Here is a 19006-nt window from a genome sequence, read left to right on the forward strand (position 1 = left end):
CGTGGCGGAGCCGGTGACGGCCCTGCGCGCTTGGGGCGCGCAGGGCCGTCGGGCGGCCGGTCAGGCCTCGGTGTGGGGCAGGTTGCTGGTGGCGACCAGGGTGCGGATCGCGCGAAGGGCCACCGACAGTGTCGCGAGGTCGAAGTTGTCGCTCTCCCAGATCTCCGACAGCGTCTGGCGGGCCCTGGAGACCGCCGCCGAGTTGCCCTCGGTCCACGTGGCCAGCCGCTCCTCCGGCGAGCTCCCAGGCGAGCTGTGGGCCAGCACGTCGCGGGTGAGCGAGGCGTGCGCGGCGTAGAGGTCGTCGCGCAGCGACGAGCGCGCCATGGAGTTCCAGCGGTTGTCGCGCGGCAGCGCGATGACGCGCTCCCTGAGCCTGGCCAGCTGGAGCCGGTCGGCGAGGTCGAAGTAGACCTCGGCGACCTCGTTGACAGGGCGTCCGGTGACCGCGGAGATCTCCACCAGGTCGAAGGTGGAGTAGGCGGGAACCATGGCCGCGGCCCGCTCGGCCAGTTCGAGGGGGACGCCGCGGGCGAGGAAGTTGTCGCGGCGGTCCTCGTAGGCGGCCAGGTCGGGCCCGGTCAGCAGCTTCGGCAGGTGCGTGAGCAGGCCGTTGACGCCCTTCACGAAGAAGCTCACCGATCCGGCCAGGTCGAGCGGCGGCCGCCGGTTGCCGAGCAGCCAGCGGGTGCCGCGTTCGGCCAGCTTGCGCGCCTCCAGCAGCATGGCGAGCTGGGTGCGGGTGTCGACCTTGTTGTCCAGGGCCTCCACCCCCTTGGTGAAGCTGGGCAGGTCGAAGACCTCCCTGGTGACCAGGTAGGCCCGCGCGATGTCCTGGGAGGAGGCTCCCGTCTCCTCGCCGAAGCGGAACATGAACGTGGTGCCGGTGGAGTTGACGAGCTCGTTCACCACGCAGGTGGTGATGATCTCGCGGCGCAGCGGGTGGGCGTCCATGTAGGTGCGGAAGCGCTCGCGCAGGGCCGAGGGGAAGTACGACACCAGCCAGGAGGCAAGGTACGGATCGTCGGGCAGGTCGGAGCCGAGCAGCTCGGCGTCGACCGCCAGCTTGGTGTAGGCCAGCAGGACGGAGAACTCCGGCGCGGTCAGCCCGATGCCGGCCTGGCGGCGCTCGGCGAGCGTCTTGTCCGACGGCAGGAACTCCAGCTCCCTGTTGACGAGCCCGTCCCTTTCGAGGCGGCGCAGGTAGCGGGCGTGGATGTGGAGCATCTCCGGCGCCTGCGCGCGGGCCGCGGCGAGCACCACGTTCTGCGCGTGGTTGTCGCGCAGCACCAGGTCGGCCACCTCGTCGGTCATGGAGGTGAAGACCTGGTTGCGCTGCTTGTCGGTCAGTTCGCCGTCGCGGACGACCTGGTCGAGCAGGATCTTGATGTTCACCTCGTGGTCGGAGGTGTCGACGCCCGCGGAGTTGTCGATGAAGTCGGTGTTGACCAGGCCGCCGTTGAGCGCGAACTCGATGCGGGCCAGCTGGGTGAAGCCCAGGTTGCCGCCCTCGCCGATGACCTTGCAGCGCAGGTCGGCCGCGTTGACGCGTAGCGAGTCGTTGGCCTTGTCGCCGACGTCGGCGTTGGACTCGGACGAGGCCTTGACGTAGGTGCCGATGCCGCCGTTCCACAGCAAATCCACCGGCGCGCGCAGGATGGCGCTGATCAGGTCGTTGGGCGGCAATGCCGAAATATCGGCAGAAATCCCCAGTGCGGCGCGCATCTGTGGCGTGATCTGGATCGACTTGGCGCCGCGTGAGAAGACGCCGCCACCTGCGGAGATCAGGTCGGTCGCGTAGTCGGCCCACGAGCTGCGCGGCAGCTCGAACAGCCGCTGCCGCTCGGCGAAGGAGCGCGCCGCGTCGGGGTCGGGGTCGATGAAGATGTGCCGGTGGTCGAAGGCGGCGATCAGGCGGATGTGCTGCGACAGCAGCATGCCGTTGCCGAACACGTCGCCCGACATGTCGCCGATGCCGGCCACGGTGAAGTCCGTGGACTGGATGTCGACGCCGGCCGTGCGGAAGTGGTACTTCACCGACTCCCACGCGCCGCGGGCGGTGATGCCCATCGCCTTGTGGTCGTAGCCGATGGAGCCGCCAGAGGCGAAGGCGTCGCCCAGCCAGAAGCCGTACTCCTTGGAGACGCTGTTGGCGATGTCGGAGAAGGTGGCGGTGCCCTTGTCGGCCGCGACGACGAGATAGGTGTCGTCGCCGTCGTGCCTGACGACGTCCTTCGGAGGCACGACCTGGCCGTCGACCAGGTTGTCGGTGAGGTTGAGCAGGCCGGAGATGAACATCCGGTAGCAGGCGATGCCCTCGGCCATGACCTCCTCGCGGTTGCCGGAGGACGGCGGGCGCTTCACCACGAAGCCGCCCTTCGAACCGGTGGGCACGATGACGGTGTTCTTCACCATCTGCGCCTTGACCAGGCCGAGAATCTCGGTGCGGAAGTCCTCCATGCGATCCGACCAGCGCAGGCCGCCACGGGCCACCTTGCCGAAGCGCAGGTGAACGCCCTCGACCCTGGGCGAGTAGACGAAGATCTCGTAGCGCGGGCGGGGCAGCGGCAGCACGCTGATCGCCTGCGGGTCCACCTTCAGCGAGATGTACGGCTTGCGCCGCCCGTCCGCGTCGACCTGGTAGTAGTTCGTCCGCAGCGTCGCCTGGATCATCTCCAGGTAGGCCCGCAGGATCCGGTCCTCGTCGAGCGAGGCGACCTCGTCGAGCGCGCCGAGGATCTCCTCGTGCAGCGCCTCGCTCAGGTCGGCGCGCACCTCGTCGGAGCGCTTGGGGTCGAGCCTGGCCTCGAACAGTCGAACCAGCAGCCGCGACAGCCGTACGTTGCCGAGCAGCACCCGCTCCATGTAGCGCTGGCTGAAGGTGCTGCCGGCCTGGCGCAGGTACTTGGCGTAGACCCGCAGGATCTCCGCCTGTTCCCAGGTCAGCCCTGCGGACAGGACCAGCGCGTTGAAGTTGTCGGCCTGCACCTGGCCGGTCCAGAGCGCCGCGAGCGCCTCCTGGAAGAGCCTCTTGAAGTCGTTGCGGTCGACCTCGTCCGACGGCGTGTAGCGCAGCCCGAAGTCGTAGATCCAGGCGTTCTTGGTGGCGGGGTCGTTGTCGCGGTCGATCTCGTAGGGCCGCTCGTCCACGACCTCGACGCCGAGCCGCTGGATGAGCGGCAGCACGTGGGACAGCGAGATCGGCGAGTCGAGCTTGTAGATCTTCAGCCGCCGCTCGCCCTCGGCGGCGTCGTACGGCTCGTAGAGGTTGATGCCGATCTCGTCGTCGCCCTTGCCGACCAGCTCCTCCAGGCGGCGCAGGTCGACCACGGCCATCTTGGGTGGGAAGTCGGCCTTGTACCCCTCGGGGAAGGCCGCCTGGTAGCGCCTGACGAGCGCGGGGGCCTCCTCCTCGGTCGCCATCTCGCCGATCGCGGTGGCCAGGTCGTCCTCCCACGACCTGGTGATCGCGGCGAGGCGGGCCTCCAGCTCGTCGACGTCGACGCCGTGCTGGGGCAGCGGCTTGCCGCGCTCACCCCGCACGACCACGTGCAGCCTGGCCAGCGTGGACTCGCCGATCATGGCGCTGTAGTCGAGGGAGGAGCCGCCGAGGGCCTTGAGCAGGATGTCCTGCATCTTCAGCCTGACCTTGGTGGTGTAGCGGTCGCGCGGCAGGTAGACCAGGCAGGAGATGTAGCGGCCGTAGTCGTCGCGCCGCAGGAACAGCTTGACCTTCTTGCGCTCGCGCAGCCGCAGCACGCCGAGGGCGATCGGCACCAGTTCGTCCACGGGCGTCTGGAACAGCTCGCCGCGCGGGTAGGTCTCGAGGATCTCGATGAGGTCCTTGCCGTCGTGGCTCTCGGCGCTCAGCCCCGCCTGGTCGAGCACCTCGGCGAGCTTGCGCCGCACCACGGGGATCCTGGAGATCGACTCGTTGTAGGCCACGTGGGTGAACAGGCCGAGGAAGCGCCGCTCCCCGATCACCTCGCCCTCCGGCGAGAACAGCTTCACCCCGACGTAGTCGAGGTAGGCCGACCTGTGCACGGTCGCGCGCGAGTTGGCCTTGGTGATGATCAGGAGCTGCTTCTCCCTGGCCTTGGCCCGCACCTCGGGCGGCAGCGCGGAGAAGCTCGCCGAGCCCGGCTTGTCGGCGCGCAGGATGCCGAGCGCCGCCCCAGGAACCGCGCGCAGCACCTCGCCCTGGTCGCTGTCCTCCAGGCGGTACTCCCTGTACCCGAGGAAGGTGAAGTGCCCGTCGGCCAGCCAGCGCAGCAGGTCGAGGCTGTCCTCGACCTCCGCGGGCTCCAGCGGCGGCGGGTTCATCGTCAGATCCTCTGCGGTCTGTACGGCAAGCGCCCGCATCTTGGCGAAGTCCTCGACGGCATGCCGCACGTCGGACAGCACGCGCTGCAGGTCGGCCTCGATCGACCTGAGCACCTCGGGATCGGACTGCCTGTCGATCTCGATGTGCATCCACGACTCGACCAGCATCTGGCCCGTGACGTCCTCCTGGCCGCGGCCGAGCATCCTGCCCGTCATGTCGCGGCGCACCCGCATCTGCGGGTGGACGATCAGGTGGATGCCGACGTCGTGCCTGTCGAGCTCCATCGTCACCGAGTCGACGAGGAAGGGCATGTCGTCGGTGACCACCTCCACGACGGAGTGACCGGGGTCCCAGCCGTTCTCCTCGGCGGTGGGCGTGTAGGCCCTCACCACCGCCCTGCCCTGTGGGCGCGTCTCGGCCAGTTGCCGGTGCGACATCGCGGGGCCGTACACGTCCACGGGGTCGCGGTCGAGAAGGTCCTCGGCCGCGACGTGCCGGTAGTAGACGCGCAGATAGGCCAGAGCCTCCTCGGGGCTCGCGTGGTCGCCGCCCGCCGCGCATATCTGCGCCGCGTTCTGGAGCAACTCGTCCTTGGCCTCGTCGAGCGGCATGTCGCTCTCACTCCTTTGTGAGGGTTTGCCATATTGGATGCTGGTCACAACCAGCCTCTTAGTTCCCACAGCAGGGGGAAGTAGTGCAGGCGCGTGCGTTCCCTGAGGTACGGCGCGCCGGTCGAGCCGCCGGTGCCCGACTTGGTGCCGATCTGCCGCTCGACCATCTGGACGTGACGCATGCGCCACATGGCGCACGTCTCGTCATGGGTCAGCAGATCTTCGGCCAGTTGCCACAGGTCGTCGTGCGCCCCGCGGTCCCTCGCCACGGCCAGCAGCGAGCCCATGATCTCCTCGTCGGAGATCGGCAGGCCCCGCTGGGAGAGGGCGGTGAGATAAGCATCCCACAATGTGGGCTCCTCCAGCCGCCTGCGCAACCTGGCGAGTTCGTCCTCGCCGGCGTTGCGCACCCGCTGGAGGTAGCGGGGATCCTTGGCTCCCGACAGGAACTCCAGCTCGCGGAACTGCACCGACTGGAAGCCGCTGGCGGGCGCGAGCTTCGCGCGGAACTCCAGGAAGTCCTGGGGCGTCATCGTCTCCAGCACGTCCACCTGCCCGACGAGCACGCGTTCGACCGCGTGGACGCGCTTGAACAGGTGCCTGGCCTTCCACAGCTCACCGGCCGACATCGCCTCTCGGGCGCTCTCCAGTTCGTGGAGCAGCAGCTTGAACCACAGCTCGTACACCTGGTGGACGGTGATGAACAGCAACTCGTCAGGGGCCGACGACTCGGGCTCCTGCTGGGCGAGCAGTTCCGGCAGGCGGAGATAACCGCCGTAGGAAAGGCGGGCGCCCTCCTCGCCGAAACGTCGGTCAGGAGGCATGGCTCCTGTCCCCACCACCGGGCACCTCCCCCAATAGCCCGGTCCTCGTTGACCGGACGTACCCGATATCACCCGAAAAGTACACGGACGTCAACGTGACATGGAGATCGGGGGGTCGTCGTCCTCTGACGCCGAGGGCTGGAGTTTGAGGTCGTCGAGCAGGTCCGGCACGTCCTGGAGCTCCTTGAGCTCGCTCTGGCACCGCTCGCACGAGTCGAGGTGGCGTTCGAACGCCTGGAGGTCGGCGTCGTCGAGAACTCCGAGCACGTAGGCAGCCACCTCAGGATGCATCAGCCGGCAACCCCCTTGTCCCGCAGCAACCCACGCAGAGCCCTGATTCCGTAATAGAGCCTGGACTTGACCGTGCCCGGCGGGATCCCCAGAATCTCCGCCGCCTCACTAATCGTACGGTCCCTGAGATAAGTCTGCTCGATGACTTCGCGGTGTTCCTGCGACAGGCTCCGAAGGGCGTCGGCGACGACGATCGCCGACAACGCCCGATCGCAGCCGTCGGGAACGGGAACGGTGTCCGCCTCTGGCGGCTCGACCTCACGCGGCCGGGCACTCCTTCGGCGTCGGCCGTCGATCACGATGCGGCGGGCCACTGTGAGCAGCCACGCCCAGACAAGGCCAGGCTCCCACTGCAGTCTGTCGGAGTGACGCCAGGCTCTGACCATCGTCTCCTGCACGACGTCCTCGGCCCACTGCAGATCGTTTCCTGTGGTCTTGCGCACGTGGCGGAGCAAAGGCCCGCCGAACTGCTCATAGAGCGCCTGTATTCGGTGCTCCATGTCGTCGAGGTGACCTAGCACGGGGCACATCTTTACACCTTCGTTATCGGGTCGGTAGTCACTCCGATAACTCCAGTCATTTCTGACTATCTCGACACTTGCGTTGAACCCCGTCCCTCAGGGCCGCGTACCTCCGACCATGCGCAGGCTTCTAACCGGAGAGGTGCTCCTGCTCGGCGGCTTCCTCGTGGCGGCCGCGGTCACGGTGCTGCTGGTCCTGCCAGGACCGCCCGCCGCGACGTCCACCGCCGCCCCGACCACCTCCGACCAGGACCTTCTGATCAAGGTACGACAGGCCGGCCTCTGGGAGATCCCCACCGGCCAGCAGGCCCAGCAGCGCGCGCTCAGCCGCCGCGTCAAGGATGTCGGCCGTCACCTCGTGGAGGACCACCTGAAGCTGGACAAGGAGGTGATCGCGGTCGCCTCGCGCCTCGGCGTGGTCCTGCCCAGCCAGCCCTCGGCCGACCAGCAGCGCTGGATGGCCCAGCTGTCGACCAAGAGCGGCGCCGCCTACGACAGGGACTTCGCCAACCTGCTGAGGGCCGCCCACGGCAAGGTCTTCAGCGTGATCGCCCTGGTCAGGGCGGGCACCCGCAACGACGAGATCAGGAGGTTCGCCCAGAAGTCCAACGCGTTCGTGCTCAAGCACATGACGCTTCTGGAGAGCACGGGGCTGGTCGACTACGACGCGCTGCCCGAGCCTCCGACGCCCTCCCCCGCCCCCGCCGCCCTTGCGGCCGATTCGAGGAGAGACAACCAGTGATCACATCCAGACGGTTGGCCGCGGCCATGTCGGCCCTGGCCATGGTGGCCGGTGGCATGGTGTCCGCGGCCGTCATCAACGCCGCTCCCGCCTTCGCCGACCACTGCGACCCGGCGGGACACCCCGAACAACGAACCCAGGACCAGCCGTCCCAGGACGGCCAGGACCAGCCGCCCCAGGACGCCCAGGATCAGCCGTCCCGAAGCGACCAGGGCCAGCCGCCCCAGGGCGGCGGGGCGCTCGCCCCGCCGAGCGACCCCGGGGACGACCCGCAGAGCACCGCCGACCCCCAGGACCCGGCCGACCGGCGTGGAACCGGCGCCCGGAACAGCGACCCTCGCGCTTCGCAGGATCCCGGCACACCCGATCAGGGCTCCCCGAGGGATCCCCGCGCCTCGCAGGAGCCCGGCGAGGCCCGCAGCCCCCAGAACCCCGGCAATCCGCAGAGCCCCGGCGACCCACAGAACCCGGGCGAGCGTCAGAACCCCGGCGACCCCCGGAACCCGGGGCGGCCCGAGGCGGAGCCGACCGGGTCGGGGCAGCAGGGTGACGGCAGGAGGGCCCGGCCCACCAGGTCGCCCAGCCCCTCGCCCAGCCCGTCCGCCACGCAGGACGACGACTGCGCCGACCTCGGCCCGTTCGTCGCCGACTTCGTCGACATCCGCACCGTCCAGCCGGGCGGCAACCTCCTGGCCGGCCTCAGGTCCGGGTCGAGGGGCACCTTCGTCTCCCAGTGCGGCACCAACGGCAACCGCCACAACAACCCCGACAACTTCATCGTCGCCCCCGGCGTCTCCAACGGCGCCCACCACCTGCACGACTACGTGGGCAACCTGTCCACCGACGCCTTCTCCACCGACCAGTCGCTGGCCGCGGCGGGCACCACGTGCAGGCTCTCCGACAGGTCCACCTACTTCTGGCCCGTGCTGAGGAACAGGAAGGTCGACGCCAACCTCGGCGACCCCGACGGCAACGTCGGCCAGGTGCTGCGTCCCCGCCAGGCGGTCATGCAGTTCCGCGGCAACGCGGCGGGCAGGGTGAGCGAGATGCCCCGCTTCCTCAGGATGATCACCGGGGACGCCAAGGCGGCGACCAACGGAGGCGCCAACGCCCGCGCCGCGTGGACGTGCACCGGCTTCACCAACCGCGTCACCACGAAGTACCCGCTGTGCCCGCGAGGCAGCCTCGTGGTCAGGGTCCTGGACTTCCCCAGCTGCTGGGACGGCCAGAACACCGACAGCGCCAACCACCGCACGCACGTGGTCTTCCCCGGCCAGGGCGGCGGCTGCCCTCAGGGCACCAGGGCGATCCCGCAGTTGCGGATGATCCTCACCTACAGCGTCCCCCAGGGCCCCTCCTACGCCCTCGACGCCTTCCCCGAGCAGCTGCACAACCCGGTGACCGACCACGCGGACTTCGCCAACGTCATGCCCGACAGGCTGATGTCCTTCGTCGTCGGCTGCATCAACCGCGGCCGCCGCTGCTGACCTCACCCCTTCCCGAGCAGCACACCTCACCCAGCAGAACTCGGGAGGGAAACGATGCTCCACAGAAAGCAGCCGCGCCACGCGGGCCTCGACGCCAGGCAGCTACGCCTGGGGGCCACCGCGTCGGTGACGGCGCTGATCCTGTCGGCCGTCGCGCTGGCCCGCACCGAGCGCGGGCTGCGTCTGATGAACGGCGGCCTGGCCTTCCTGGACTTCTACGTCGGCGTGTTCGCCCTGGTCACGCTGACTCTCACGGTCGCTCTCGGGCTGGTCACCACCGAGCGGGTCTTCCTGTCCGTCCCGAACAGGGTCCGCTGCCAGCTCCTGCACAGGGCCGCGGCCGCGGCGGGGATCGGCTTCCTCCTCGCGCACGCCGCGCTGAGGTCGTCGTCGCTGACCGGCCTGACGGCGCTCGCCCTGTTCGCGCTCGCGGCGGTGACGGGGGTGACGCGCGGCTGGTTCGCCCACACCAGCAAGCCGTGGCTGTGGCGGGTGATGCACGGCGCCGCCTACCTGGCCTGGCCCGTCGCCATCCTGCACGGCCTGACCGCGGGCAGGCCGCCCGCGGGGTGGGTGGCCTGGTCCTACGTCGTCTGCCTGGCGGCGGTGCTGTCGGCGTTGCTGGTCAGGGCGGTCGCGACGCTTCGCAGGCCGCCTGCCGTACCGGAGGTCGTGGAGGAGCCCGTGGTGATCGGAGAGCTGGTCAGCCTCGACGACCTGCGCAGAAGGAGGGCGGGATGATTCCGCATCGGGTGCCGCGCGTACTGCGGCTCGCGCCCGCCAGGCTCACGGCGGGGCTCGACCACTGCAGGCGCCTCGACCTGCCTGCCCACAGGGCGCTGCACGGCGAGCCCGCGCGCAGGGAGCTGGACGAGCTGATCGAACTGGCCGAGGAGGTGGATCTGCGAGGCCGCGGCGGGGCCGCGTTCCCTTTCGCGCGCAAGCTGAGGGCGGTGGCCCCAGGAGAGCGGGTGGTGCTGGTCAACGCCGTGGAGGGCGAGCCGGCCAGCGCCAAGGACGAGATGCTGCTGGTCCGCACCCCTCATCTCGTGCTGGACGGCGCGCTGCTGGCCGCCGAGGCGCTGCGGGCCCGCGAGGTGATCGTCGCGACCGCCGAAGGGGAGGTTTCGCAGGCCTCCATGGCCGCCGCGCTGGAGGAGCGGCGCGCCGCGACCGTCTCGGGAGCCGCCGAACGGTACGGCGGGCGGATGCGCGTCGTCGGCCTGCCCGAGCGCTTCATCACCGGCGAGGGCGGCGCGCTCGTGCGAGGGGTGAACGGCCTGGAGGCCGTCCCCGCCGGACGCAGGCGCAGGGCGGCGGAGGAGGGCGTCGGCGGGCTGCCCACACTGCTGTCGAACGCCGAGACCTTCGCCCAGCTGGCCGTCCTCGCCGAGCTTGGCCCCGTGGGCTACGCCGAGGTGGGCACCGCCCGCGAGCCCGGCACCGTCCTGCTCACCGTGGGCGGCGAGGCCGTGGTGGAGGTGATGGCGGGCGTGCCGCTGGCCACCGTGCTGGAGGAGTGCGGGCTGGAGCCCGGCGAAGGCGTGCTGGTCGGCGGCTACCACGGGGCCTGGCTGGGCGCGGAGGCCGCGGCGACGGCCGTCGTCTCCCGCGAGGGGATGCGGCTGGCCGGAGGCGTTCTCGGCGCGGGGATCGTGGCGCCCCTCCCCTCGACGACCTGCCCTCTCGGCGAGGTCGCCAGGGTCGCCGCCTACCTCGCCGCGCAGTCCTCAGGGCAGTGCGGCCCCTGCCGTCTCGGACTTCCCGAGGTGGCCAGGACGCTGTGCGCGCTGACCGAGGGCTCGGGCAACGCCGATGACGTACGGCGGGCCGTACGGTCCGTGGAACGCAGGGGCGCCTGCTTCCACCCCGACGGGACGGCGAGGTTCGTGCTGTCGGCCATGGACGCCTTCGCCGGCGACCTGGCCGTCCACGAGCGGCGTGGCTCGTGCGGGCGTCCGATCAGGGGCGCGCTTCCCCTGCCCGAGCCGCAGGAGGAGCCGCGCTACCAGCTCGACGTCGACTGGACCCGCTGCCAGGGCCACGGTCTGTGCGCGCACCTGCTGCCCGAGTTCGTGGACCTGGACGAGCACGGCTACCCGTCCTTCCGCGAGGTGCCCGCCTGGATGGCGAGGGACGCGCGCCGCGCGGTCGAGATGTGCCCGGCGCTCGCGCTGCGCCTGGCGTCGAGCGGGTGACCGGAATGTGACCAACCAGGCGGTCCCTTCGCGCGTCTCACCCTTCGGTTTCACGATGTGAGGGAGTCACCATGGATCGCCGCAGCTTCCTGCTCACCGCCGCGCTGAGCGGGTTCGGCGGATCGACGGCTCCCGACTGGGCGGCGCTCGGCCGAGGTCTCGACGGCAGGCTCGTACGGCCTGGCCAGGCCGGGTACGACGCCGCCCGCCGTCTCTACAACCCGACCTTCGACCCGATCAGGCCACGCGGCGTCGCCTACTGCGCCACCCCGCAGGACGTGGCGGAGTGCCTGGCCTTCGCCCGCGGCGAGCGCGTCCCCGTGACCTCCCGCTCGGGCGGCCACTCCTACGCCGGCTGGTCCACGGGCTCGGGCCTGGTCGTCGACGTGTCGCGGATGAACACCGTGACCTACCGCGCGGGCAGGGCCACCGTCGGCGCGGGCGCCAAGCTGATCGACGTCTACGACAAGCTGATCGCCAACGGCGTCAGCGTCCCCGCCGGCACCTGCCCCACGGTGGGGATCGCCGGCCTCACCCTCGGCGGCGGGCTCGGCGTGGTGTCCAGGAAGTACGGCCTGACCTGCGACGCCCTGGAGTCCGTGCGCATCGTCACCGCCGACGGTCGGGTGCTGACCTGTGACGCGTCCAACCACAGCGACCTGTTCTGGGCCTGCAGGGGCGGGGGCGGCGGCAACTTCGGCGTCGCGCTCTCCTTCACCTTCCGCACCCATCCGGCCAGGGACGTCACGGTCTTCTTCCTGCACTGGCCGTGGTCCAGGGCGGCCTCGGTGGTGAGGGCGTGGCAGGCGTGGGCGCCGTCCGCGCCCGACGCCCTGTGGGCCAACCTCCACCTCACGCGCAGCGCGGGCGGCCTCGACGTGCAGGTCGGCGGCCTCTACCTGGGCGGCAGGACGGCCTGCGCCAAGCTGCTCGACGCGCTGGTGAAGGCCGCGGGCGCTCCGTCGTCGAGATACACCGCGGAGCGCTCACACCGCGCCGCCATGATGATCATGGCGGGCTGCTCGGGCAGGACGGTGGCGCAGTGCCGCAGGATGCCGCGCGAGGCCTTCGTCGCCTCCTCGCACCTCGGCTACGCGAAGATGACGGGCGCGGCGGTCAAGGAGCTGGTGGCCAGGGTCGCCCGTCCTGGTGGCCACGCGGTGCTGCTCGACGCGATGGGCGGGGCGATCAGCCGCGTACGGCCCGACGCCACCGCCTTCCCCCACCGGCAGGCGCTGTTCAGCGTGCAGTACTACGCCGACGGGGCCGACAGGAGCTGGCTCAGGGGTGTGCGCGGGGCGATGGAGCCGCATCTCGGGGAGCACGCGTACGTGAACTACATCGACCCCGACATCGCGCGGTGGCGTGAGGCCTACTACGGCGCCAACGCGGCCAGGCTGTCGGCGGTGAAGGCCGCCTACGACCCAGGACGGCTGTTCCGGCTGCCGCAGGGGGTGTGAAAAACGCGTCGCGGGCGGCGACGCCGAACAGAAACAATGGACGGCATGCGCCATTTGCCGCTCTTCGACCTGTCGATCCACACGCCCCGCCTGGAGCTGCGCCTGCCGAGCCTCGCGCAGCTCGACGAGCTGGGAGACAGGGCCGCCGAGGGCATCCACGAGGAGGGCTTCATGCCGTTCCTCTTCCCGTGGTCGGATGTGCCGCCCGCCGAGCGCGCCCGCCGCGCGATCCGGTACCACTTCCGCCAGTGGGGCGAATGGACACCCGAGTCGTGGTCGGCGGAGTTCGCGGTGCTGCTCGACGGCGAGGTGGTCGGCGTCCAGGGCGTCTTCGCCAAGGACTTCGGCATCACCCGTGAGGTGAACACCGGTTCGTGGATCGGCAGGCGCTTCCAGGGCCAGGGCATCGGCACCGAGATGCGCAGGGCGGTGCTGCACTTCGCCTTCGAGGGGCTCGGCGCCGAGCAGGCCGTCACCTCGGCGTTCGAGGACAACGCGGCTTCGCTGGGGGTGACAGGGAAGCTGGGTTACAGGGAGGACGGCATCGAGATCCGCAACCGGATGGGCACGCGGGCGGCGATCCGCCGCTTCCGGCTGGACCGTGCCGACTTCTCCCCCGCGCCCGACGTCGAGATCCGCGGCCTCGACGCCTGCCTCCCCCTCTTCATCGCTCCCACGACCTGACCCCGACGGTCACCCACCCCGCCGCGCCTTCGGGAGGCCCCTCCTCGGGTCTCCTCAGAACGCCCGGCCACCCCACGGCATCGTTCGGAGGACGCCCGCCGTCACCTGCGGAAACCTCCTCCGAGTAACGCTCGTCAGCGTCTCGGAGGAGGCTCGTCGGCGGCCTTCGCGGAGGGGCTAGGGGCGGAAGTGGTCGAGGACCTCAGGGTTGGCCATCGCGTCCCGGTTGGCCGCCTGCTCGACAGGTGTGCCGAGGAGGATCTTCCGCACCGGCACCTCCAGCTTCTTGCCCGACAACGTCCGAGGGATCCCCGGCACCGCGATGATCTCGTTCGGCACGTGCCTGGGCGACAGCTCCTCCCTCAGCGCCGCCTTCAGCCGTCCCTCCAGCTCAGGGGTGACCTCCCCGTCCACGAGCGTGACGTACAGCAGCAGCCGCCCCTCCTGCCCGAGCTGGCCCGTGTCGATCACCAGGCTGTCGGCGATCTCGGGGAAGCGCTCCACGACCCGGTAGAACTCGCTGGTGCCCATCCGCACGCCGCCGCGGTTCAGCGTCGAGTCGGAGCGGCCGTAGATCACGCAGCTGCCGTCCTCGGAGATCTTGATCCAGTCGCCGTGCCGCCACACCCCCTGGTACACGTCGAAGTAGCTGTCGCGGTACCGGTCGCCGGAGGGGTCGTTCCAGAACATCACCGGCATGGACGGCATCGGCTGGGTCAGCACCAGCTCACCCACCTCCCCGATCACCGGCTTGCCCGAGGGGTCGAAGGCCTCCACCCGCGCGCCGAGGGACCTGCACGGGATGACCCCGGCGCGGATCGGGTGCAGCGGCGTGGCTCCGACGAAGCCCGTGCACACGTCGGTCCCGCCGGAGAACGATCCGACGGGCACGCCCGGCAGCGCCTCGGCCAGCCACGCGAACCCCTCGGGCGGCAGCGGCGAGCCCGTCGACCCGACCCCCTTCAGCGAGGACAGCCCCGTGGGCCGCGTGCCCGCCTTCATGCACGAGACGATGTACGGCGCGCCCGTCCCGAAGTACGTCACGCCCTCGTCCGCCGCGATGCTCCACAGGTCCGTGGGCGCCCCGTCGTAGAGCACGACCGTGGAGCCCACCAGCAGCCCGCCGACGAGGTAGTTCCACATCATCCAGCCCGTGGTGGTGTACCAGAAGAACACATCTCCCTCGCCCAGGTCCTGGTGGAAGGAGAGCGACTTGAGGTGTTCGAGCACCACTCCGCCGTGGCCGTGGACGATCGGCTTGGGCAGTCCTGTGGTCCCGCTGGAGTAGAGGATCCACAGCGGATGGCCGAAGGGCACCCGCTCGAACTCCAGCGGCCCCTCCTCCGCGCGCAGCCCCTCCCAGCCGATCACCTCGCCGTGCGGCAGCGCCGCGACGTGCGTGGAGGCCGGTTCGGCCTGCTGGGGCGGCAGGCCCTCCTCGGCTGCGACGAGGTAGGGGATCCACACCGTGGCGCGCAGCGAGGGCAGCGCGGCGGCGATGTCGCGCACGGCCTCCGACCTGTCGAAGCTCTTGCCGCCATAGCGGTAGCCGTCCACCGCGATCAGCACCTTCGGCTCGATCTGCGTGAAACGGTCCACGATGCTGGGCACTCCGAAATCAGGAGAACCGGCTGACCAGATCGCGCCCAGCGAGGCGGTCGCGAGGAAGGCGATGAGCGCCTCAGGGATGTTCGGCAGGTAGCCCGCCACCCTGTCGCCCCTGCGCACCCCCAGCTTGACCAGGCCGGTCCTGACCCGCGCGACCTCGGCGCGGAGCTCGGGCATGCTGATGACGCGGCGCGGTCCCCCCTCCGAGTGGAAGATCACCGCGGGGCCGTCGGCGCGGCGCAGCGCGTTCTCCGCGTAATTCAGTGAGCTGCCTGTGAACCATTCGACGCCGGGCATCGTCCCAGTCATGACGGGCCCGTCACCACGCTCACCGACCACGCCGAAGTAGTCCCACACAGACGTCCAGAACGCCGCGGGGTCCTCGACGGACCACTGCCACGCGTCCTGGTAGTCGGCACGCCCCACGCTCGCGAGATAGCGGGTGATCTTGGCGTTCGCCACCACGGAAGGGGTCGGCTCCCACAGCAGTTCACCTTCAGCAACCATGTGTCCCATCCTGTCGCCGCCCGAACCGAAAGTCATCATCGCCGCCCACACAACCCCCTACCCGCGTAGGTGGTCCACAGCCATACGGGCGGCGGTCCCGATCACCGCGTCGGCGCGCGGCTGGTTGAGCGCCGGGCTGAAGGCGCGGGTGAAGACCGCCACCGCGTAACGCCCGCCGTCGGGGTACTCCACCACGCCCGCCTCGGCGCGCAGCGTCGGCAGCGTGCCGGTCTTGCCGCTGACCGCGACGTCGTCGTAGGGGAAGCCCGACGACAGCCGGTGCGGCCACACCTGCAGGCCGAGCAGCCGGCGCATCCACGCGCACTGCTCGGGCGAGGCCGCCTCATCGCGCCAGATGAGACCGAGCAGCGCGGTCGTCTCGCGTGGCGTGCTCCTGTTGCTCTGCGCCGGGTCGAGCGCCCGCAGCTTCGCCAGGATCTCGGGATCGACCACGGGCCACTCCTCGCCCGAGTCCTCCCTGACCGTGGCGAGCAGTCCCGCGCAGTTGTGGACCACCCTCGTCGCGGACAGGCCGAACCCGTCGAGCATCGCGTTGACCCGCTCCAGGCCGACCCTGCCCGCGAGGACGTCGGCCGAGGCGTTGTCGCTCACCGCGATCATCAGGTACGCCATGTCGCGCAGCGACATCGTGACGTCGTCCAGCATCGCGCCCATGCCCAGGTCCCCGGGGAGCCGCTCCTTGACGGTCACGCGCTCGCGAGGATCGAGCTCACCCGCGTCGGCCAGCCTGGCGAAGGCCGCCAGCAGCGGGAGCTTGAACACCGACGCCGTCGGCACCGGCTCGTCGGCCAGGTGCGACACCTCCGCTCCGCTGTCGAGGTCGACGGCGTGCAGCGAGCCCACCACCCCGGCCCGTCTGAAGACCTCCTCGAGGTTCATGCCAGGAAGCCCATCGCCGGACGCCGCCTGACCTGCCGCACGGGCGCGGCGCCCTCGTCGGTCATCCCGGCACTCTCCTTCAACGTCCGTACGGCTGTCGCCGCGAAAGCCGCCACCTCCGGCGTCTCGACCCGCCACGCCGTCGACACGCGCCAGGCCAGCGGCGAGCCGAGCAGCGGACGCCAGACCACGCCGGGAAGCGACACCTCGGAGCCGAACGCGACGGCCGAACCCGCGAGCACCAGCCCGAGCCCGATCCCATGATGCACCTCGACGGGGACGAAGCCGTTCCTGCGGCAGTCCGACAGCGTCTCGGCGTGCGCGCCCGGCTCGCCCTCCTGCGGGAACAGCAGCAGCTCACGCCCCGCCAGGTCCTGCAGGTGCACGCTGGAGCCCTCGGTCAGCGGGTCGGTCTCGGCGAGGAGCACGCCGGGGGTCTGCACGAGCACCTGGCCGAAGCGCAGGCCGGGAGCGGTGACGGGGTGGCGGACCACGCCGACGTCGATCAGGCCCTCGCTGAGGGCGCCCACCTGGTCGGCCGTCCACATCTCGGCCGGGGCCAGCCTGAGCCCCTGGCTCTCCTCCCTGAAGCGGGCCACGAGGGCGGCGATGGCCGTGGCACCGAGGTCGGGAGGCAGCGCCACCTTGAGGGTGCGGGCCTCGCCGTGCCGTACGAGCTCGCGGAGTCTTTCGACGCGGGCCACGACCTCGCGCGCCTCGGGCAGCAGCAGCCGGCCCGCCTCGGTGAGCCGCACCTGCCTGGCGGAGCGGTCGAAGAGCCTGGCGCCCAGCTCCTCCTCCAGGCGTTTGATGCGCTGGCTGAGCGGGGGCTGGGCCATGCCGAGGCGGATGGCCGCGTTGCCGAAGTGCCTTTCCTCGGCCACCACCGTGAAGTAGTAGAGGTGCCGGACCAGGTCCATGGCCAGGAACTATATCCGGTTCCATATCGAATGAGGTCCGATATCCGTATTGGACAGCCTCGCGGCCGGTCTGGTCTGCTCGCCGCATGCACGAACTCAGCAAGCTCAGGCCGGAGCGCAGGCGCAGGAAAAAGTGGCCGCTGGTCACCGCGGGGCTCCTGGTGCCCGCCCTCGTCGCGGGCGGCGTGATCTGGGTGACGCGCACCTCGGGTTCGCCGGAGGCGACCGCCGAGGCGTTCCTGTCGGCCTGGTCCCGTCAGGACTACGCGGTGATGAAGGGGCTCGTCAACGAAGCTCCCGCCGACTTCACCGCCGCCTACCAGCGCTTCGCCAAGGAGCTCCGCCTCACCGCCGCCTCCTTCGAGGCAGGCGAGCCCCGGCAGGAGAACGAGGAGGGCAGGATCGTCCCCTTCACCGCCCGGTTGCGCGGCGCCGTCGACTGGACCTACGAGGGGCGCCTCGCCGTCGGCGAATGGGACGGCACGTGGAAGGTCGCCTGGTCGACGACGGCCATCCATCCGAAGCTCGGCCACAAGGCCGCCTTCAAGGTCGTCACCTCCGAGCCCGAGACGGCCCCCATCACCGCGGCCGACGGCACCCGCATCGACGGCTCCGACGCCCCCGGCTCGGTCCAGCAGCTGGTCGAAGGGCTGAAGGAGACCTACAAGGACCGCGTCACCGGCAGCTCGTCCACCAAGCTCAACCTCTACAAGGGCGACACGTTCGTCGAGACCGTGGCCGAGAAGGGCGCGACCAAGGGCAAGCCGCTCGAGACCAGCATCGACCTGCGCGTCCACAGGGCCGGGGCCGACGCGCTGGAGAACGTCTCCAAGCCCGCCTCGCTGGTGGCGATACGCCCCTCGACCGGCGAGATCCTGGCCGTGGCCAACAAGCCCGGCGGCTTCAACCGCGCCCTGCTGGGGAAGTATCCGCCCGGCTCGACCTTCAAGGTCGTCACCGCCTCCGCCCTGGTCGCCGACGGCCTCCAACCCGACAAGACCGTGCGGTGCCCGGCCGAGCAGAACATCGGCGGCTTCCCCTTCCACAACGCCGGCTTCCGCGACTTCGGCACGCTGCCCTTCAGGGACGCCTTCGCCCACTCGTGCAACACCACCTTCGGCGCGATGGCGGTGTCGTCGCTGCAGGGCGGACGGCTCGGCGAGGTCGCGGCCAGCTTCGGCTTCGGCGCCCCGATCATGCCGGGGGTGCCCGCCGTACGGGCCGAGTTCCCCGCGCCCAGGGACGACACCGATCTCGCCTCGGCCTCCATCGGGCAGGGGCCGCGTGCTGGCCAGCCCGCTCAGCATGGCCGCCGTGGCCGCCGCCATCGGCAACGGCACCTGGCGCCCGCCCAGGCTCGTCGCCGCCGACCTGGTTCCCAAGGGCGGCTCGGCTCCGCGCAAGCTGGAACCGTCCGTGGTCGGCGCGCTGCGCACCCTCATGCCCGCGGTGATCAGCGAGGGCACCGCTCATGCCGTACGGTTCCCCGCGGGGTCGGCGGGCAAGACCGGCACGGCCGAGTACGGCTCGGGCAAGGAACCGCCCGCGCACTCGTGGTTCATCGGCTACCAGGGCGACCTGGCCTTCGCGGTGGTCGTGGAGGGCGCGGGAGCCGGCTCGGCGGTCGCCGCCCCCGTGTCCGCCCGCTTCCTCCAGAACCTGAGCTGACGACCACCGCCAGGCGCGCAGCAACAGCCACACGATCGGCGCCTCGCGGCCCCTGAGGGGCCTCGCCCTACCGCACCTCACCGCCGGATCGTGCTCTTGACCGTATTCCACAAGACGCGGTTGCGAGAGGATCGTGAAGTGGAACGAGCTCGACGAGCCATGCGTCGGTGTGTCGAGATGGCGCACACCATCGACGAGGAAGAAGAAGCGCGATGAGCGAGCAGGGAAGCTGGCAGGAGCTCAGGGATCGCCGGATGAGCG

General features: G+C 70.6%; 14 protein-coding genes and 1 pseudogene. 8 read left to right on the forward strand and 7 right to left on the reverse strand.

The annotated features are described in order from the left end of the window. Window positions 1–60 precede the first annotated feature (60 nt). The 4 genes from FHR33_RS19885 to FHR33_RS19900 all read right to left on the reverse strand — a co-directional run bounded on the left by FHR33_RS19885 (window position 61) and on the right by FHR33_RS19900 (window position 6580). Window positions 61–4935 carry an NAD-glutamate dehydrogenase gene (locus FHR33_RS19885; RefSeq protein ID WP_183649850.1) on the reverse strand — a complete coding sequence of 1625 codons (4875 nt, stop codon included), beginning with the start codon at window positions 4933–4935 and terminating at the stop codon, window positions 61–63. Between the two features lie 44 nt (window positions 4936–4979). Further along, window positions 4980–5759, reverse strand: coding sequence for a tryptophan 2,3-dioxygenase (locus FHR33_RS19890; protein WP_183649853.1), 780 nt, complete (start codon window positions 5757–5759; stop codon window positions 4980–4982). Window positions 5760–5849: 90 nt separating this feature from the next. After that, complete coding sequence (locus FHR33_RS19895; protein WP_183649855.1) at window positions 5850–6050, reverse strand: zf-HC2 domain-containing protein; 201 nt, start codon at window positions 6048–6050, stop codon at window positions 5850–5852. Next, complete coding sequence (locus FHR33_RS19900; RefSeq protein WP_183649858.1) at window positions 6050–6580, reverse strand: sigma-70 family RNA polymerase sigma factor; 531 nt, start codon at window positions 6578–6580, stop codon at window positions 6050–6052. Before FHR33_RS19900 ends, FHR33_RS19895 begins: the two co-directional genes overlap by 1 nt. Before the next feature lie 109 nt (window positions 6581–6689). On the opposite strand from FHR33_RS19900, the gene FHR33_RS19905 reads away from it, so the two are divergent. From FHR33_RS19905 to FHR33_RS19930, 6 genes are all read left to right on the forward strand, one after another. Further along, a complete protein-coding gene (locus tag FHR33_RS19905; RefSeq protein WP_183649861.1) occupies window positions 6690–7313 on the forward strand; it encodes a DUF4142 domain-containing protein in 624 nt (207 codons plus the stop codon). Beyond that, window positions 7310–8800 (forward strand): DUF1996 domain-containing protein, encoded by a 1491-nt coding sequence (locus FHR33_RS19910; RefSeq protein WP_312895626.1) that lies wholly within the window; start codon window positions 7310–7312, stop codon window positions 8798–8800. The genes FHR33_RS19905 and FHR33_RS19910 overlap by 4 nt, the downstream gene beginning before the upstream one ends. A 54-nt stretch (window positions 8801–8854) precedes the next feature. Further along, window positions 8855–9541 carry a hypothetical protein gene (locus tag FHR33_RS19915; protein ID WP_183649864.1) on the forward strand — a complete coding sequence of 229 codons (687 nt, stop codon included), beginning with the start codon at window positions 8855–8857 and terminating at the stop codon, window positions 9539–9541. Beyond that, entirely contained in the window at window positions 9538–10998 is a 1461-nt protein-coding gene (locus tag FHR33_RS19920) for an NADH-quinone oxidoreductase subunit NuoF family protein (RefSeq protein ID WP_183649868.1), read from the forward strand. Before FHR33_RS19915 ends, FHR33_RS19920 begins: the two co-directional genes overlap by 4 nt. 71 nt (window positions 10999–11069) lie before the next feature. Continuing rightward, complete coding sequence (locus tag FHR33_RS19925) at window positions 11070–12458, forward strand: FAD-binding oxidoreductase (RefSeq protein ID WP_183649870.1); 1389 nt, start codon at window positions 11070–11072, stop codon at window positions 12456–12458. A 45-nt stretch (window positions 12459–12503) separates the two neighbouring features. Next, the gene (locus tag FHR33_RS19930) at window positions 12504–13142 is read left to right on the forward strand and encodes a GNAT family N-acetyltransferase (RefSeq protein WP_183649873.1); all 639 of its coding nucleotides are present in this window, start codon (window positions 12504–12506) and stop codon (window positions 13140–13142) included. A 177-nt stretch (window positions 13143–13319) separates the two neighbouring features. On the opposite strand, the gene FHR33_RS19935 is transcribed toward FHR33_RS19930, so the two are convergent. From FHR33_RS19935 to FHR33_RS19945, 3 genes are read right to left on the reverse strand one after another with little or no spacing between them, the layout of a single operon-like run. Further along, window positions 13320–15257: an acetoacetate--CoA ligase gene (locus FHR33_RS19935; RefSeq protein WP_183649876.1), complete on the reverse strand. Its 1938-nt coding sequence runs from the start codon at window positions 15255–15257 to the stop codon at window positions 13320–13322. Window positions 15258–15314: 57 nt separating this feature from the next. Next, window positions 15315–16157: a serine hydrolase gene (locus tag FHR33_RS19940; protein WP_183649879.1), complete on the reverse strand. Its 843-nt coding sequence runs from the start codon at window positions 16155–16157 to the stop codon at window positions 15315–15317. After that, window positions 16154–17077, reverse strand: a complete 924-nt coding sequence (locus FHR33_RS19945; RefSeq protein ID WP_183649882.1) for a LysR family transcriptional regulator — start codon at window positions 17075–17077, stop codon at window positions 16154–16156. The genes FHR33_RS19940 and FHR33_RS19945 overlap by 4 nt, the downstream gene beginning before the upstream one ends. A gap of 272 nt (window positions 17078–17349) precedes the next feature. On the opposite strand from FHR33_RS19945, the pseudogene FHR33_RS19950 reads away from it, so the two are divergent. Both FHR33_RS19950 and FHR33_RS51795 read left to right on the forward strand, forming a co-directional pair. Next, window positions 17350–18288 (forward strand): annotated as a pseudogene (locus tag FHR33_RS19950) (penicillin-binding transpeptidase domain-containing protein); the annotation flags it as partial. Window positions 18289–18382: 94 nt separating this feature from the next. After that, on the forward strand, window positions 18383–18745 hold the full coding sequence (locus tag FHR33_RS51795) for a penicillin-binding transpeptidase domain-containing protein (protein ID WP_281388397.1): 363 nt from the start codon (window positions 18383–18385) through the stop codon (window positions 18743–18745). The last annotated feature ends 261 nt before the right edge of the window (window positions 18746–19006 follow it).

The organism is Nonomuraea dietziae (assembly GCF_014195505.1).
In the GTDB taxonomy this organism is placed as follows: Bacteria; Actinomycetota; Actinomycetes; order Streptosporangiales; family Streptosporangiaceae; genus Nonomuraea; species Nonomuraea roseola.

Bases quoted from the DNA above. Each gene is read 5' to 3' on its own strand.
- FHR33_RS19885 (WP_183649850.1), bottom strand. From the start codon at position 4,935: ATGCCGCTCGACGAGGCCAAGGACGAGTTGCTCCAGAACGCGGCGCAG.
- FHR33_RS19890 (WP_183649853.1), bottom strand. From the start codon at position 5,759: ATGCCTCCTGACCGACGTTTCGGCGAGGAGGGCGCCCGCCTTTCCTAC.
- FHR33_RS19895 (WP_183649855.1), bottom strand. From the start codon at position 6,050: ATGCATCCTGAGGTGGCTGCCTACGTGCTCGGAGTTCTCGACGACGCC.
- FHR33_RS19900 (WP_183649858.1), bottom strand. From the start codon at position 6,580: ATGTGCCCCGTGCTAGGTCACCTCGACGACATGGAGCACCGAATACAG.
- FHR33_RS19905 (WP_183649861.1), top strand. From the start codon at position 6,690: ATGCGCAGGCTTCTAACCGGAGAGGTGCTCCTGCTCGGCGGCTTCCTC.
- FHR33_RS19915 (WP_183649864.1), top strand. From the start codon at position 8,855: ATGCTCCACAGAAAGCAGCCGCGCCACGCGGGCCTCGACGCCAGGCAG.
- FHR33_RS19920 (WP_183649868.1), top strand. From the start codon at position 9,538: ATGATTCCGCATCGGGTGCCGCGCGTACTGCGGCTCGCGCCCGCCAGG.
- FHR33_RS19925 (WP_183649870.1), top strand. From the start codon at position 11,070: ATGGATCGCCGCAGCTTCCTGCTCACCGCCGCGCTGAGCGGGTTCGGC.
- FHR33_RS19930 (WP_183649873.1), top strand. From the start codon at position 12,504: ATGCGCCATTTGCCGCTCTTCGACCTGTCGATCCACACGCCCCGCCTG.
- FHR33_RS19935 (WP_183649876.1), bottom strand. From the start codon at position 15,257: ATGGTTGCTGAAGGTGAACTGCTGTGGGAGCCGACCCCTTCCGTGGTG.
- FHR33_RS19940 (WP_183649879.1), bottom strand. From the start codon at position 16,157: ATGAACCTCGAGGAGGTCTTCAGACGGGCCGGGGTGGTGGGCTCGCTG.
- FHR33_RS19945 (WP_183649882.1), bottom strand. From the start codon at position 17,077: ATGGACCTGGTCCGGCACCTCTACTACTTCACGGTGGTGGCCGAGGAA.
- FHR33_RS51795 (WP_281388397.1), top strand. From the start codon at position 18,383: ATGGCCGCCGTGGCCGCCGCCATCGGCAACGGCACCTGGCGCCCGCCC.